Annotated in this window: 14 protein-coding genes; 3 read left to right on the plus strand and 11 right to left on the minus strand. The window is 58.8% G+C overall.

What is annotated here, in order from left to right; genetic code table 11:
- Positions 1 to 120: 120 nt before the first annotated feature.
- Positions 121 to 570, plus strand: coding sequence for a DUF4174 domain-containing protein (locus IE087_RS09275; protein WP_189369025.1), 450 nt, complete (start codon positions 121 to 123; stop codon positions 568 to 570).
- Positions 571 to 682: 112 nt separating this feature from the next.
- Here IE087_RS09275 and IE087_RS09280 read toward each other — a convergent pair whose 3' ends face one another.
- From IE087_RS09280 to IE087_RS09315, 8 genes are all read right to left on the minus strand, one after another.
- On the minus strand, positions 683 to 2,704 hold the full coding sequence (locus tag IE087_RS09280) for an acetyl-CoA carboxylase biotin carboxylase subunit (RefSeq protein WP_189369026.1): 2,022 nt from the start codon (positions 2,702 to 2,704) through the stop codon (positions 683 to 685).
- A gap of 105 nt (positions 2,705 to 2,809) precedes the next feature.
- Positions 2,810 to 3,013, minus strand: coding sequence for a hypothetical protein (locus IE087_RS09285; RefSeq protein ID WP_189369027.1), 204 nt, complete (start codon positions 3,011 to 3,013; stop codon positions 2,810 to 2,812).
- Between the two features lie 417 nt (positions 3,014 to 3,430).
- A complete protein-coding gene (locus tag IE087_RS09290; RefSeq protein ID WP_189369028.1) occupies positions 3,431 to 3,790 on the minus strand; it encodes a hypothetical protein in 360 nt (119 codons plus the stop codon).
- A gap of 60 nt (positions 3,791 to 3,850) precedes the next feature.
- Positions 3,851 to 3,997 carry a hypothetical protein gene (locus tag IE087_RS09295; RefSeq protein ID WP_189369029.1) on the minus strand — a complete coding sequence of 49 codons (147 nt, stop codon included), beginning with the start codon at positions 3,995 to 3,997 and terminating at the stop codon, positions 3,851 to 3,853.
- Between the two features lie 178 nt (positions 3,998 to 4,175).
- On the minus strand, positions 4,176 to 4,568 hold the full coding sequence (locus IE087_RS09300) for a DUF6497 family protein (protein WP_189369030.1): 393 nt from the start codon (positions 4,566 to 4,568) through the stop codon (positions 4,176 to 4,178).
- A gap of 92 nt (positions 4,569 to 4,660) precedes the next feature.
- On the minus strand, positions 4,661 to 5,383 hold the full coding sequence (locus tag IE087_RS23515; protein ID WP_229801321.1) for a cupin domain-containing protein: 723 nt from the start codon (positions 5,381 to 5,383) through the stop codon (positions 4,661 to 4,663).
- Entirely contained in the window at positions 5,380 to 5,733 is a 354-nt protein-coding gene (locus tag IE087_RS09310; protein WP_189369031.1) for a hypothetical protein, read from the minus strand. The genes IE087_RS23515 and IE087_RS09310 overlap by 4 nt, the downstream gene beginning before the upstream one ends.
- Positions 5,733 to 7,265 (minus strand): acyl-CoA carboxylase subunit beta, encoded by a 1,533-nt coding sequence (locus tag IE087_RS09315; RefSeq protein WP_189369032.1) that lies wholly within the window; start codon positions 7,263 to 7,265, stop codon positions 5,733 to 5,735. Before IE087_RS09315 ends, IE087_RS09310 begins: the two co-directional genes overlap by 1 nt.
- A 180-nt stretch (positions 7,266 to 7,445) precedes the next feature.
- Here IE087_RS09315 and IE087_RS09320 point away from each other — a divergent pair, with 180 nt between their 5' ends.
- Together IE087_RS09320 and IE087_RS09325 are read left to right on the plus strand one after the other, a co-directional pair.
- Positions 7,446 to 8,663 carry a multidrug effflux MFS transporter gene (locus IE087_RS09320; protein ID WP_189369033.1) on the plus strand — a complete coding sequence of 406 codons (1,218 nt, stop codon included), beginning with the start codon at positions 7,446 to 7,448 and terminating at the stop codon, positions 8,661 to 8,663.
- 65 nt (positions 8,664 to 8,728) lie between these two features.
- On the plus strand, positions 8,729 to 10,129 hold the full coding sequence (locus IE087_RS09325) for a helix-turn-helix domain-containing protein (RefSeq protein ID WP_189369034.1): 1,401 nt from the start codon (positions 8,729 to 8,731) through the stop codon (positions 10,127 to 10,129).
- A gap of 19 nt (positions 10,130 to 10,148) precedes the next feature.
- Here IE087_RS09325 and IE087_RS09330 read toward each other — a convergent pair whose 3' ends face one another.
- The 3 genes from IE087_RS09330 to betB form a co-directional block, all read right to left on the minus strand.
- Positions 10,149 to 10,799: a thermonuclease family protein gene (locus tag IE087_RS09330; RefSeq protein WP_189369035.1), complete on the minus strand. Its 651-nt coding sequence runs from the start codon at positions 10,797 to 10,799 to the stop codon at positions 10,149 to 10,151.
- A gap of 54 nt (positions 10,800 to 10,853) precedes the next feature.
- A complete protein-coding gene (gene betA, locus IE087_RS09335; protein ID WP_189369036.1) occupies positions 10,854 to 12,500 on the minus strand; it encodes a choline dehydrogenase in 1,647 nt (548 codons plus the stop codon).
- Between the two features lie 253 nt (positions 12,501 to 12,753).
- On the minus strand, positions 12,754 to 14,205 hold the full coding sequence (gene betB / locus IE087_RS09340) for a betaine-aldehyde dehydrogenase (protein ID WP_189369037.1): 1,452 nt from the start codon (positions 14,203 to 14,205) through the stop codon (positions 12,754 to 12,756).
- Positions 14,206 to 14,207: the final 2 nt, after the last annotated feature.

The following is a 14,207-nucleotide window of genomic DNA, read 5'->3' on the forward strand; positions in this document are numbered from 1 at the left end:
ATGCGATCATGGTTAAGGCGTCGCACACAAAGGCTTGCCGAGCGATTAAAGCTAAAATTGACGCGAGCAGCCGTCGTAATTGCCGAAAAAGCCGCTACATTGGGGAAGGCAGGAGGGCAGATGAAACACCTATTACCCATTGTTCTGGTTGGCCTTTTCAGCGGCTCAGTCGTCTCTGCGGAAAGCGGAGATACTGCAACTTCATCCATCTTCATCACGACGGATGTGCAGGATTTGAACGAATTCGTCTGGGAAAATCGGCCCATCGTCGTGTTTGCTGACAGCCCGAATGACCCGAACTTCCGACAACAGATAGAGTTTCTGGAAGAGCGTGCGGACGAGCTCGCCGAACGCGATGTGGTTGTCCTCACGGACACCGATCCATCAAAAGACAGCGCACTGCGCCAGAAATTACGCCCTCGTGGGTTCATGATGGTTCTTGTCAGCAAGGATGGCAGCGTGTTGCTGCGCAAACCTTTCCCGTGGAGCGTCCGCGAACTGATGCGGTCCATCGACAGATTGCCGAGCCGCCAGCGCGAAATCCGCGAAAGGCGGAGCTCTGACGGGTGAGATATTTGGTCCGTTGATGTGATCGAGTAAACGTCACAGCCAACGGACCTGCGGAAAGCATGGGCATCCCACCGCTTGGCCGAAGATAGGCCAGATATGTGGGACGCGAAACTCACTCGAATTCCATGATCACATCGTCGACAGCGAGGCTGTCGCCTGCGCCCGCGTTGATCTTGGACACGACACCCTTTTTCTCGGCGCGGAGAATGTTCTCCATCTTCATCGCCTCGATAGTGCACAGGGCCTGTCCCTCTTGCACTTCGTCGCCTTCGGCCACGTCTACCTTCACGACAAGACCAGGCATCGGGCAGAGCAGCATCTTGGAGGTATCCGGTGGTGTCTTCTCTGGCATAAGCCGGGCCAGTTCGGCCTGACGTGGTGAGCGCACGTGAACCTTGAGGTCCGCCCCGCGGGTCCGGATGCGGAAACCGCCCGACACTTTGCCGACTTTCAGCACCAAAGGTGCCCCGTCCACCGTCATCTCGGCCAGTTGATCGCCTGGTGTCCAATCGCCTGACACGCGCAGGGCCGCTCCGCCATCGAACGTCACCGTGGCGCCTTCGTGATCCGCATCGATCACAACGTCATAGGATTGCCCCTGAAGCGTGACGTTCCAGTCCTTGCCGACCTTGCGTTCGTGATTGTCCATACGGCCCGACACGCGCGCGCGCCGAATCTCGGCCACGCGGTGCATCGCGGCGCAGGCCGCTGCGACACGGCGCAGATCCGCTTCTGCCAATTCCACACCTTCGAAACCATCCGGGTATTCTTCAGCAATGAAGGCGGTTGTCATATCACCCGAAACAAATTTCGGGTGGTCCATGACGGCGCTCAGGAAGGGCAGGTTGTGACCGATGCCTTCCACCTCGAAGCTGTCCAGTGCAACACGCATCGCCTCAATCGCTGTGGCACGATCAGGGCCCCATGTGCAGAGCTTGGCAATCATCGGGTCATAATACATGCTGATCTCGCCGCCTTCGTAGACGCCGGTATCGTTACGGACCACGATGCTCTCCGGCGTCACACCGGGGCTGTAGCTTTCGGTTTCGGCTGGTGGACGGTAGCGCGTCAAGCGACCGATGGACGGCAGGAAGCCGCGATAGGGATCTTCTGCGTAAAGCCGATTTTCGATGGCCCAGCCGTGCAGTTTGACGTCATCCTGTGTGATCGACAGCTTTTCGCCGGCAGCGACGCGGATCATCTGTTCCACAAGGTCAACGCCGGTGATCAGTTCCGTCACCGGGTGTTCCACCTGAAGGCGGGTGTTCATCTCAAGGAAATAGAAGTTCTTGTCGCCATCCACGATGAACTCAACCGTGCCGGCACTCGCGTATCCCACGGCCTTAGCGAGAGCCACAGCCTGTTCGCCCATGGCCTTACGAGTGGCTTCGTCCAGGAAAGGCGACGGCGCTTCCTCGACCACCTTCTGGTTCCGGCGCTGGATAGAACATTCACGTTCGCCCAGATAGATGCCGTTACCATGGCTGTCGCACAGCACCTGGATTTCGATATGGCGAGGTTGGGTCACGAACTTCTCAATAAAGATCCGGTCGTCACCAAAGCTGTTGGCCGCTTCGTTCTTGGACGATTGAAAGCCTTCGCGTGCCTCCTCATCGTTCCAAGCGATGCGCATCCCCTTGCCGCCACCCCCGGCGGAGGCCTTGAGCATGACAGGGTAGCCAATCTCGGTCGAGATTTTCACAGCCTCATCAGCATCCTCGATCAGGCCCATATAGCCGGGCACGGTGCTGACCCCAGCATCCTGCGCGATCTTCTTCGAGGTGATCTTGTCCCCCATCGACTCGATTGCCCCTTTGGGCGGACCGACAAAAGCAACGCCAGCGGCATCCAGCGCTTCGGCGAACTTGGCGTTCTCTGACAAAAAACCATAGCCAGGGTGCACCGCTTCGGCACCCGACTGCTTGATCGCATCCATGACCTTGTCGATGACGATGTAAGACTGGTTTGCCGGGGGCGGACCGATATGGATCGCTTCATCCGCCATCTCGACATGCAGCGCCTGCGCATCCGCGTCGGAATAGATCGCAACAGTGGGAATACTCATCTTGCGAGCTGTCTTGATCACGCGGCAGGCGATCTCGCCCCGGTTGGCTATCAGGAGTTTCTTGAACATGGGGCCTCACTTCCTTGGGTCCTGGAACGCAAAACACCGCCCTGCCCGAAGACAGGACGGCGTTCCGCGTGTGATCTGAAACCGCGCGCGCAGCGCGGGGAAAACTTAACAGCGGCTGGGGTATCGGTCGCAATAAAGGATGTTTGCACCAGCACCGACGGCTGCACCGGCAACTGCGTTGCCACCAAGTACTGCACTTCCGACACCGCCCGCGGCGCCGCCGAACACAGCCTGCTCGCCGACCGTGTCGCCGCATGCCGCGAGCCCAAGGGCCGTTGCCGTCGCAAGAACAAGGGTTTTGATACACATATCGATCTTCCTTTGTTTGACACCTTTTTGGTGTGGCAAACGACCAAAGGGATCAACAATTCCGGGATGGAAACGGAAGAATGCGCACCGCATCGCCGAAATGCGCGCAGGATGGCACGAGGTTGCCGAAGACCGGATGCACTTGTTTTGTACTCGGCGGGGTCATGCGCCATTTTCGCGCGCCAAGGCAAAAAAAAGGTGGGCAGCATAATATCTTGCGACATTCGCTGCCCACCAGGGGAAGGGGTACGGAAATGGTACACGTCGCCGCAGATAACCTGGGGAAGCGGCTCCGTAGTTGTACGGTTGCATGCTTTTTCGCCGCGTAGAAAGAGCAAGGATCGCTCTGGGCGGAAATGAGCCGGGTTTCGCCCATAGCGGGAATCTGACGGCGGAAAAGCGCCGAAAGTTGCATGATTACCCATCCCAATCCTCCCCGAACGCATCAGGAAAGGACGCACGTGCGAGACCTTCATCAATCTGTAAAAGTGCTTCATAATCAGCAGGATCGAAGGGATCTGTGGCAGGGATCACCTCGCGACCAAACAGCCAAGACAGCCGGCCTGCATCCAGATTGCCACGTTCGAACGGTTCACCCCCGAAATGCGTCCAGAGGGCGGCCATAAACGCCGCATCTGCCCGCCGATCAGCAGGCTTGCGATCGGCAAAACGCTCGCGCCGCTGCAGCGGCGTGACCCCCTTGGGGTTCGGGCGGCGGATTGTGAATTGAAAATCGGTGCCGGTCAGGCGACCTGGGAAACCGCGGTGTTTCAGCATATGCTGTCCCCCGCGGCAAAGGGGGATGTCAGGGCGGGCTGAAACGCCCGCCCTGTGGAATTACTTGAACTTGCCGGTGTGGACAGGCTCTTGGCTGATGGGCTCAGGCTCGACAACCACGAAATCGTCGTCGTTGTTGTTGCGGCCGCAGGCTGCAACCAGAACCATGAGGCTAACCATGCCCAAAACTTTGATGCTCTTCGACATCTGTCTCTCCTGTAGTCAACTTCCAGGCACGCGAAAAGACGCACCCGATGCGAGGTAAGGCGGTCTTGGGGACCGCTCATTTCGCCTATACGTGATTTTCCGGGGGAAAGATATGGGCCCACACAGGCTTGCGCGGGTTGTGGCCTCAATGCCTCATATGCAAAAAACCGCCTGCGCATCAAAACGCCTCCCAAACACAACCGTTTGTCTCTGGCCGGAACGCCTCGAAGAACTGTGTTGCCTCTGGATCAGACGTCCCAAACGGCACGGGACGGTCCATCAGAGAAATCACCACGACATCCACAGCCAATTCGAAATCAATGATGTAGGTCAGTGCAAAACCGTCGCACAAAGCCTGAAAATCACCTTCGGCCTCCGCATAGCTGATTGTGCCTGCACCCTTGGCAATTTCAGGCGCAATAAACCGGAAACGGACCCAGCTTTCAGTTCCAACGGCATCCAAAAGCACCTCGGACAATGACACCGGTTGGCCCGATGGAACCTCTTGGGCAATCGCGCATGTTGCAGACAGACAGAAAACGGATACGCAGCCCCGGACCCATCCCCGCATGCGGGTCCGGGCTCCTCCCTCCGGGGCTGCTGTGCGTGCGGTGATAACCCGTCGCACTGTGCTATTCGGCGAAGTATGCAGCCGTTCGCGCATCATCGTGCATCTTCTTCTTGCGTTGTAAAGTCTGCAGGAGACGTGATTTCAATCAGTTCAAGGTCGTCCGAGTGCCGAACTTCCCGGTGCACGATGCCCGGCGGCTGCAATACACAAGAGCCCGCGCGCAGCACATGCTCACCCTGCCCTTCATATTCAAAGACAACCCAGCCTTGGGTGACATAGACCATCTGGAAGTCCAGTTCATGACTGTGCCACGTGCCCGGACTTTCCTTGCCCGGCACAGCGCGAATGACATGCGCGCCATAGGCACCCTTCGTCGCCTCGGCGATACCAAGCTGACGATATTCAAAGAACGGGCGCAGCCCTGCGCCTTCGAACGCACGGCTGTCGGCATGGCTGATGGTGAACGCCTGGTTTTCAAATACAGATCTCGCGCCTTTTCGACGCCAATGCTCCCGCACCAAAACCATTTCGACAACTTCGGTTGGATCCAAGTCCTTTCGAGTTTCGATCAAGTCTGATGCGATTTCATGATCTCTAAGTTTCCAAAAGCCTTCTTCAACTTTTGCAAATAGATCTTTCTTTAACTCACCGCCCGCGTCAGAGGAGTTTTCGTAGATGCGACCCCGAATGCCTGCGCGCCACGTCTTGGGCAACTCTACGTCAACCGTTTTTTCAAAGTAAGCGTAGACATCAGGCAACCTTGCTGCACCGCCCAGCTTCCTAAAAACATCAACGACCTGTTCAACCCTTTTCATTGCGACCATTGCCCTGTCATACGAGCAGCATTGACCCATCTGGCACGATTGCGTCGGCTGTTAAGCACATCTTCAGCGGTCGCGACCATTGCCTCAGTAACCGGCCCTAAAACACGCCCACCTGCCATCACGTGCCAACATTCGGCAATCCACTCCAAGCGCACAACGGGCGAAAACCCCCGCAGCGTCTGAAGCGCGCGCCACAGATCTTGCCGGATCTGATGCGCCAGACGCAGAGCTTGACCGCCCGGCAGCACCGTATACACCACGAAATCAAAACGTGGTGGCAGGTGACGACAGAGAGTCAACCCGGTGTCATCCTTCAGGATATGCCAACCAGACCGAGACATCAGAGCGGGATGTTGTCGTGTTTCTTCCACGGCATCGGCGTCTTCTTGTTGCGCAGCGATGCAAAGGCGCGGCTGACCCGCTTTCGGGTGCTACGCGGTTGGATCACCTCGTCGATGAACCCGCGTTCTGCAGCCACAAACGGATTGGCGAACCGGTCCTCGTAATCAGCCGTATGCTGCGCAATCTTGTCGGCATCCCCCAGATCGGCCCGGTGAATGATCTCGGTCGCACCTTTTGCGCCCATCACCGCAATCTCGGCCGTTGGCCAAGCATAGTTGAAGTCAGCCCGCAAATGCTTGGACGCCATCACAACATATGCGCCGCCATAAGCCTTGCGTGTGATGACTGTGACCTTAGGTACCGTCGCCTCGCCATAGGCAAAGAGCAGTTTCGCGCCGTGTTTGATCACGCCGCCATATTCTTGCGTTGTGCCGGGCAGGAAGCCGGGCACGTCAATCAGGGTCAGGATTGGAATATCAAAGCAATCGCAGAAGCGAACAAAGCGGGCCGCCTTGCGGGCGCTGTCGATGTCCAGCACGCCCGCCAACACCATCGGCTGGTTCGCAACCACGCCAACGGTGCGACCTTCAAGGCGAATGAAGCCGGTGATGATGTTCTTGGCGAACTCTTCCTGCAGCTCGTAAAAATCGCCCTCGTCAGCCATCTTCACGATCAACTCTTTCATGTCGTAGGGCATGTTCGGATTGTCTGGCACCAAAGTGTCCAGACTGCTTTCAATCCGGTCAGGCTCATCAAAGAACGGACGAACAGGTGGCTTTTCGCGGTTGTTCAGCGGCAGGAAGTCCACGAGGCGACGCACCTCGGCCAGCGCCTCAACATCATTGTCGAATGCAGCATCAGCAACCGATGATTTCTTGGTGTGGGTCGATGCCCCACCCAACTCTTCCGCCGTGACCTGTTCGTTGGTCACGGTCTTGACAACATCTGGGCCCGTCACGAACATGTAAGAGCTGTCTTTGACCATGAAGATAAAGTCGGTCATCGCCGGAGAATACACCGCACCACCCGCACACGGACCCATGATCACGCTGATCTGCGGCACCACGCCCGAGGCCATGATGTTGCGCTGGAAAACCTCACCATACCCTGCAAGGCTGTCGACACCCTCCTGAATACGCGCGCCACCGGAGTCGTTGATACCGATGACGGGTGCACCGTTCTCAACCGCCTTGTCCATGATCTTGCAGATCTTGGCCGCATGGGTCGCAGAGACCGAACCGCCCAGAACGGTGAAGTCTTGCGAAAAGACATAGACCTGCCGCCCGTTGATGGTGCCCCACCCGGTCACGACACCGTCGCCCGCGGGTTTCTGTTTCTCCATGCCGAAATCGGTGCAACGGTGGCTGACAAACATGTCGAACTCTTCGAAAGAGCCTTCATCCAGCAACAGATCAATCCGCTCGCGTGCGGTGAGCTTGCCACGCCCATGCTGCGCATCGATGCGCTTTTGTCCGCCACCCAGACGCGCATCTACACGCCGTGCTTCCAATTCGGTCAGAATATCTTTCATGCTGTCCCCGCTGGTGATTTCTGGCCTTATACAAGCGCAGCAGCACATGGTTGAAGCGACTTTCGGCATATTTGCAAACTTTTCGCAACTCACAAGTTGCAAATTGCAAATCCGCAAATCACAGCACCCTGTGCACAGCTGCACTGGACAGTTCACTTTTGCACGCATACCTCAGCAATCATGCAAGCGCCGCACCAGGTCCGCTTTCTGGACCGCACAACCCCGCCTCATATCGCAACGCTGATCCTGCTGGCCGGGGTCTCGGCCATGGTCATGAACATGTTCCTGCCCAGCTTGCCAAATATGACGGAGTATTTCGACACCGAGTATCGCCTCATGCAGCTGTCGGTCGCACTGTATCTTGCCGTGTCTGCGGTCATGCAAACGATCATTGGACCAGTCTCGGACAATCTCGGACGGCGCAAGGTGCTGATGTGGGGCATCGGGCTGTTCATGCTGGCAACGCTTGGCTGCATTTATGCTCCGAATGCCGAAGTCTTCCTGTTCTTCCGCATGTGTCAGGCCATCATTGCCGTCGCCATGGTGCTGAGCCGTGCCATCATCCGCGACCTCTACGATCAGGATCACTCAGCCTCGATGATTGGCTATGTGACGATGGGGATGGCGGTGGTTCCTATGATTTCCCCCGGCATTGGCGGCGTATTGGACGAGGCCTTCGGGTGGAAATCAGTCTTCTGGTTTTTCTTCCTGACCGGTGCGTTGCTGCTGTGGCTCGTGCACCAGGATGTCGGCGAAACGGCACAACCCTCCTCCAAATCCCTCATGGGCCAATTCAAGGAGTACCCCGAACTGCTGCGCTCACCGCGCTTCTGGGGCTATTCGCTGGCTGCAGCCTTCTGCTCGGGATCATTCTTTGCCTATCTGGGAGGAGCCCCCTTTGTCGGGACCGAGGTGTTCGGCATGTCGCCCGCAACGCTGGGTTTCTTTTTTGGCGCTCCTGCCATCGGATACTTTGTCGGCAACGGGCTTAGCGGTCGGTTTGCCACACGGTTCGGTGTGAATCGACTGGTCCTTTGGGGGACGGTGGCTAACGCGATAGGCACATTCCTGTCACTGGCCATTTTCCTCGCGGGCGCGGGCACGCCCGTGTCTTTCTTCGGGATGATGACCTTTGTCGGCCTCGGCAACGGCCTGGTGATCCCCAACGCGACCGCCGGCATGCTCTCGGTTCGGCCTCACCTCGCCGGAACAGCATCAGGTCTGGGCGGGGCGATCATGATCGGTGGCGGCGCCGCGCTGTCTGCACTTGCGGGCTTCCTTCTGACGCCCGAAACCGGCGCATACCCGTTGCTCTACATCATGTGCATCACCGGCGTCTGCGCGTTGATCGCCATCGGCGCGGTTTACCGTCGTGAGCGTCGCATGGCCCACGCATAGTGGTTGCGTCGGGCGCTTTGCAAAACTAGCCTGCGCTCACTGCAAAACTGCAAAACGGACGCATCATGGCCGCCCCAAAACTCTATGCCGGAGCAAAGCTGCGCGAGGTGCGCACGCGCGTCGGCCTCACGCAAAAAGATTTCGCCAGCAAGCTGGGCGTGTCCCTGCCCTATCTGAACCAGATGGAGAACAACAACCGGCCGGTCAGCACAACAGTCCTGCTGAACCTCGCGCAGGAGTTTGGGCTGGATGTGACCGAACTCAGCTCGGGCGATGGCGAGCGGTTGGTGTCAGACATGCGCGAGGCCTTGGCCGACCCTGTCTTTTCCGGAGACATACCGCCCCTCGCCGACCTTAGACTGGCGGCTTCCAACGCCCCAGCGCTGGCGCACGCCTTCCTCGACCTGCACCGCGCCTACCGCCAAACGCATGAACGCCTTGCCTCACTCGACGAAGCACTTGGCCGCGAAGACGCACGCGCCCGCCCCTCTCCTTGGGAAGAAGTGCGCGATTTCTTCCACTACTGTGACAACTATATCGACGCAGTCGACCGCGCGGCTGAACATTTCGCTAGCACGGATGGGAAACATCACAACATCAGGCAAGTCGCCATCACCGCCCTTTCAGATATGGGGGCCAATGTCGCCTTTGAAGGCACTGACACGCTGCGCCACTACGATACCGACAGCAAAACCCTGACCCTTTCTGACCGGGCCAACCAGGAAACTCAAACCTTCCAGATGCTGCTACAAATCGCCCTGCTGCAACAGGACAAACTGCTGGAAGCAACACTCGACTTCGCTCGTTTCCAGACTGACGAAGCCCGCTCCATCGCCAAGATCGGACTCGCCAATTACTTCGCGGGTGCCGCTCTCATGCCCTACAGCCGCTTCCTGCAAGCGGCACAGGAGACACGGCACGATCTTGAGCAACTTGCGACACGGTTCGGGGCCTCCATCGAACAGGTCTGCCACCGGCTTTCAACGCTGCAAAGACCGGGGGCCAAGGGGGTGCCCTTCTTCTTTGTGCGGGTCGATCAAGCCGGGACAATCACCAAGCGGCACTCGGCCACGCGCCTCCAATTCGCGCGTTTCGGCGGGGCCTGCCCGCTCTGGAACGTGCACCGCGCCTTTGAACAACCCGGTCACTTCCTGCGCCAATTGGCCGAAACACCAGACGGGGTGCGCTATATCAGTCTTGCGCGCGATGTTTCCAAGACCGGGGGACGGTTTGGAGCTCCAACACGCCGCTACGCCATCGCTCTGGGATGCGAGGTCAAGCATGCAGGACAACTGGTCTACGCCGACGGGATGGATATCACCCGCACCGAGGCGTTCGAACCCATTGGCATTTCCTGCCGTATCTGCGAACGCAAGACCTGCCATCAGCGCTCCGTGCCACCGCTTGAACGGCAATTGTCGGTTGATCCGGATACGCGCGGTCTGCTGCCCTATACCGTGAGCTAGGAACGATGAACCCAGGCACTCAGTGCGATGATGGTCGCCAGCCGGCCCGCATCGCCTCAGCTTCGGAACAAAACCACCGCTCACCACTGGCTTCCTGTATCTCTGTCCGCTGGTAAAACTTCTGACCCGGCACATGGAAGACACGACCTTTATCTGAAATATTGCCCTTGATGGTACAAGACGGATGCGGTGGCACGCGCCCTTTGACCTGTGCCTGCCGAAACTGCGTTGGCGATTGCAACTGGAACGCATGCAATCCCCGGCCCGCAACATAGGCGGTCTTTTCCTCTAGATCGTAGTCCAGGCCATAGCGACGATAGGCAAAGGCCCACCCCTCGCGCACGATATGCTGGCCCATGTCCACGCCCTGCACCGCACATTTGGCCACCAAACGTCCATAGCGGTCGATGTCCAACTGATGGCACACCGCGCGTTGCCCACCAAACGCATCGACAACCCGCTCTGTCGCCCACACACCGCAGGCAAAATCAGCCCCTTGATCAGTTTGGCACAGTTGGTCTTGCTCCGGTGCATCAATGGCATGCAAGCGCACCCGAGTCTCACCCACATCCACTGTGTCCGCATCAATGACGCGGATCACACCGCGCAGATCGGCCCATGCCATCGCGGGCAACACCAAAAGAACAAGCACCGAACAAAGTCTTAACATTCCCTTTACTTGGAGACGTCGAGGCCAGACTTCAAACGGTTTGTTAAAGGAAGCTTAACGTTGCGCGGTCTCCCACTCAGGATGCACCCATGGCACGTCGTTGCTGCGCGGCAAATGACGCCCCAGAATGTGATCGCTCATCTTTTCGCCGGTCATGATGGACGGCCCATTCAGGTTGCCATTGGTAATACGCGGAAAGACCGAACTGTCGACAACCCTCAAGGCATCAACACCAATGACACGCCCTTCCGGATCCACCACGCTCATAGGGTCGTCGGCACGCCCCATCCGGCATGTCCCGCAAGGGTGATAGGCGCTTTCCGCATGTTCGCGGATCACATCATCCAGTTCGTCGTCACTCTGATAGGACGCGCCCGGCTGGATCTCGTGTTTGACAAAGGGGGCAAAGGCCTCCTGCGCAAATATCTCGCGCGTCAGGCGGATACAGGTACGGAATTCCTCCCAATCCTGCTGGGTACTCATGTAGTTGAAACGGATCACCGGATCATCGGCAGGGTTGGCAGACCGCAAGGTCACAGCACCACTTGATGGCGACCGCATCGGCCCGACATGGGCTTGAAACCCGTGCCCCTCGGCCGCTGCCTGCCCGTCATAGCGCACGGCCATCGGCAGGAAGTGGTACTGAATATCCGGATATGGAATGCCCGCCCTGCTGCGAATAAAGGCCGCGCTTTCAAACTGGTTCGACGCGCCCAGCCCGGTACCGGTGAATAGCCACTGTGCCCCAATCATCGCCTTTGAAAACAAGTTCCAGTGCTTGTACAGCGTAATTGGCTGTTTTGAAGCGTACTGGATATACATCTCCAGGTGGTCCTGCAGGTTGGCCCCGACACCCGGGCGGTCCGCAACAACTTCAACCCCATGCTCAGCCAGATGCGCAGCCGGACCAATCCCGGACAGCATCAGGATCTTGGGCGAGTTGATGGACGACGCAGCCAGGATCACCTCGCGCCGGGCCTGCACCACCTTGCCCCCCGCCAGGGCCACGCCGACAGCACGCCCTTCCTCCATCACCACACGCTCGACCAGCCCGCGCACCAGATCGCAGTTTGGCCGCTTCAAAGCAGGTTTCAGATAGGCATTCGCTGCCGACCAGCGGCGTCCCTTGTGCACCGTCTGCTCCATCGGGCCAAAACCTTCCTGCTTTTGGCCATTATAGTCATCCGTCACCTCGTATCCGGCCTGCCGCCCAGCGTCGACAAAGGCTTGATAGAGCGGGTTCCTGCGCGGTCCGCGCGTGACATGCAGCGGGCCGTCAGTGCCGCGCCACGCCGGATCGCCGCCATGGCCGTTGCCGTCCCAATGCTCCATGCGCTTGAAATACGGCAGCACATCGGCATAGCCCCAACCGTCGGCACCGCTCTCGGCCCAATGGTCATAATCCATGGCATGACCGCGGACATAGACCATGCCGTTGATGGACGACGATCCCCCGACAACCTTGCCGCGCGGACAGACCAGCTGCCGCCCGCCAAGATGCGGCTCTGGCTCAGACTTGTAGCCCCAATCATACCGCTTCATGTTCATTGGATATGACAACGCTGCAGGCATCTGGATAAACGGCCCTGCATCCGTGCCGCCATGCTCAATGACAAGAACCGACTTCCCGGCCTCGGCCAGCCTGTAAGCCACGGCACATCCCGCCGACCCGGCCCCTACAACTACATAATCCGCTTCCATCTTCCACCTTCCGTGAGTCCGCGGTGGGTCAAGGATGCGCAGCACCGCGCGCACGCGCGGCTTGTCCTTGAGGCATCGCGGAATCGCATCTCATCATCAAACAGGTGCCCTGAGGCGCAGATCGCGCCCTCAAGCACCTCTCAGCAAAAAATCCCTAAGCTAAACGCATGCGCCCACGGCGCCCCCTGTCCGCCCTTTTTCGGAGTGCGGGGTGGGCGGGTGGGCGCGCTCCGGAAAAGGGCGTCCTGCCCTCTCAAAACGGCGCCTCCAGATCGCCCATGCGCACATAGACGGACTTCACCTGGCTATAGTGCTCAATGGCGGCTTTGGAATTCTCACGCCCCACACCCGACGCTTTCACCCCGCCAAAGGGCGCCTCGACAGGCGCGTCATTATAGCTGTTGATGAAACAGGTGCCCGCCTCGAACCCGGCCGCCACACGGTGCGCACGGGCCAGATCACGGGTAAACACGCCAGCCGCCAGACCAAACTCGGTTTCATTGGCGCGGGCCATCACATCGCCTTCGTCCTCGAAATCCAGCACCGCCATGACGGGGCCAAAAATCTCTTCGCGGGCAATGGTCATGCCATCGGTCACATCGGCAAAGACGGTCGGTTCCAGAAAGAACCCATCACGCTCCAGCCGTTTGCCACCCGTGACCAGCCGCGCGCCCTCGTCCAGCCCCTTGGCGATGTAGCTCTGCACGATCTCCATCTGGCGCTCGCTGACCAAGGGACCAAAGCTCGTCTCGGGATCTTGCGGATCGCCAATCACCGCCTGCCCAAGCCGTTCCGACAAACGCGCCAGAAACGCGTCCTTGATACCCTTCTGGACAAACACCCGCGTCCCGTTGGAACACACCTGTCCTGATGAATAGAAGTTGCCAAGGATCGCGCCGGACACCGCATTCTCAATGTCCGCGTCATCAAAGATGATCAGGGGCGACTTGCCGCCCAACTCCATCGTGACATGCTTCATCTCTGCGGCAGCAGCGGCATAGACCTTGCGACCGGTCGGCACCGATCCTGTCAGCGACACCTTGTCGACGCGGGCGTCAGACACCAACGCCGCACCCACGTTACCCAAGCCTTGAACCACGTTGTACACACCTGCGGGCGCACCGGCCTCATACAGGATCTCCGCCACCTTCAACGCGCAGAGCGGCGTCGTCTCGGACGGTTTGAACACCATCGTGTTGCCGCAAGCCAATGCAGGCGCGCCTTTCCAGCTGGCAATCTGGGTGGGATAGTTCCACGCCCCAATGCCCACACACACCCCCAACGGCTCGCGACGGGTGTACACCCAATCCTCACCCAATTGGATATGCTCGCCCGTCAGAGTCGCAGCCATACCGCCGAAGTACTCCAACGCATCGGCGCCTGAGGTCGCGTCGGCAACGCTCGTCTCCTGATAAGGTTTGCCCGTATCGTAGGTTTCCAGCACCGACAGCTCGTGATTGCGTTCGCGCATGATGTCGGCAGCACGGCGCAAAACACGGCCGCGCTCGGTCCCTGTCATGGCAGCCCAAGCGGCCTGCGCCGACCGCGCCGCCCCGAGCGCCCGATCAATGATCGCAGGCGTCGCGGAATGGACACGGCCAATCACCTCTCCCGTCGCGGGATAGATCACGTCGATCGGTGTACCGGCCGTGTCCTCAACATATTCGCCGCCAATGAAATGGCTCGCTGTCGGTTGGGTTTGCATTC

This window comes from Tateyamaria omphalii (assembly GCF_014651375.1).
Classification (GTDB): Bacteria; Pseudomonadota; Alphaproteobacteria; order Rhodobacterales; family Rhodobacteraceae; genus Tateyamaria; species Tateyamaria omphalii.

Excerpts from the sequence above, each read along its gene's own strand:
- IE087_RS09275 (WP_189369025.1), top strand. The coding sequence starts at position 121 with ATGAAACACCTATTACCCATTGTTCTGGTTGGCCTTTTCAGCGGCTCA.
- IE087_RS09320 (WP_189369033.1), top strand. The coding sequence starts at position 7,446 with ATGCAAGCGCCGCACCAGGTCCGCTTTCTGGACCGCACAACCCCGCCT.
- IE087_RS09325 (WP_189369034.1), top strand. The coding sequence starts at position 8,729 with ATGGCCGCCCCAAAACTCTATGCCGGAGCAAAGCTGCGCGAGGTGCGC.
- IE087_RS23515 (WP_229801321.1), bottom strand. The coding sequence starts at position 5,383 with ATGAAAAGGGTTGAACAGGTCGTTGATGTTTTTAGGAAGCTGGGCGGT.
- betA (WP_189369036.1), bottom strand. The coding sequence starts at position 12,500 with ATGGAAGCGGATTATGTAGTTGTAGGGGCCGGGTCGGCGGGATGTGCC.
- IE087_RS09300 (WP_189369030.1), bottom strand. The coding sequence starts at position 4,568 with ATGCGGGGATGGGTCCGGGGCTGCGTATCCGTTTTCTGTCTGTCTGCA.
- betB (WP_189369037.1), bottom strand. The coding sequence starts at position 14,205 with ATGCAAACCCAACCGACAGCGAGCCATTTCATTGGCGGCGAATATGTT.
- IE087_RS09310 (WP_189369031.1), bottom strand. The coding sequence starts at position 5,733 with ATGTCTCGGTCTGGTTGGCATATCCTGAAGGATGACACCGGGTTGACT.
- IE087_RS09290 (WP_189369028.1), bottom strand. The coding sequence starts at position 3,790 with ATGCTGAAACACCGCGGTTTCCCAGGTCGCCTGACCGGCACCGATTTT.
- IE087_RS09280 (WP_189369026.1), bottom strand. The coding sequence starts at position 2,704 with ATGTTCAAGAAACTCCTGATAGCCAACCGGGGCGAGATCGCCTGCCGC.
- IE087_RS09285 (WP_189369027.1), bottom strand. The coding sequence starts at position 3,013 with ATGTGTATCAAAACCCTTGTTCTTGCGACGGCAACGGCCCTTGGGCTC.
- IE087_RS09295 (WP_189369029.1), bottom strand. The coding sequence starts at position 3,997 with ATGTCGAAGAGCATCAAAGTTTTGGGCATGGTTAGCCTCATGGTTCTG.
- IE087_RS09330 (WP_189369035.1), bottom strand. The coding sequence starts at position 10,799 with ATGTTAAGACTTTGTTCGGTGCTTGTTCTTTTGGTGTTGCCCGCGATG.
- IE087_RS09315 (WP_189369032.1), bottom strand. The coding sequence starts at position 7,265 with ATGAAAGATATTCTGACCGAATTGGAAGCACGGCGTGTAGATGCGCGT.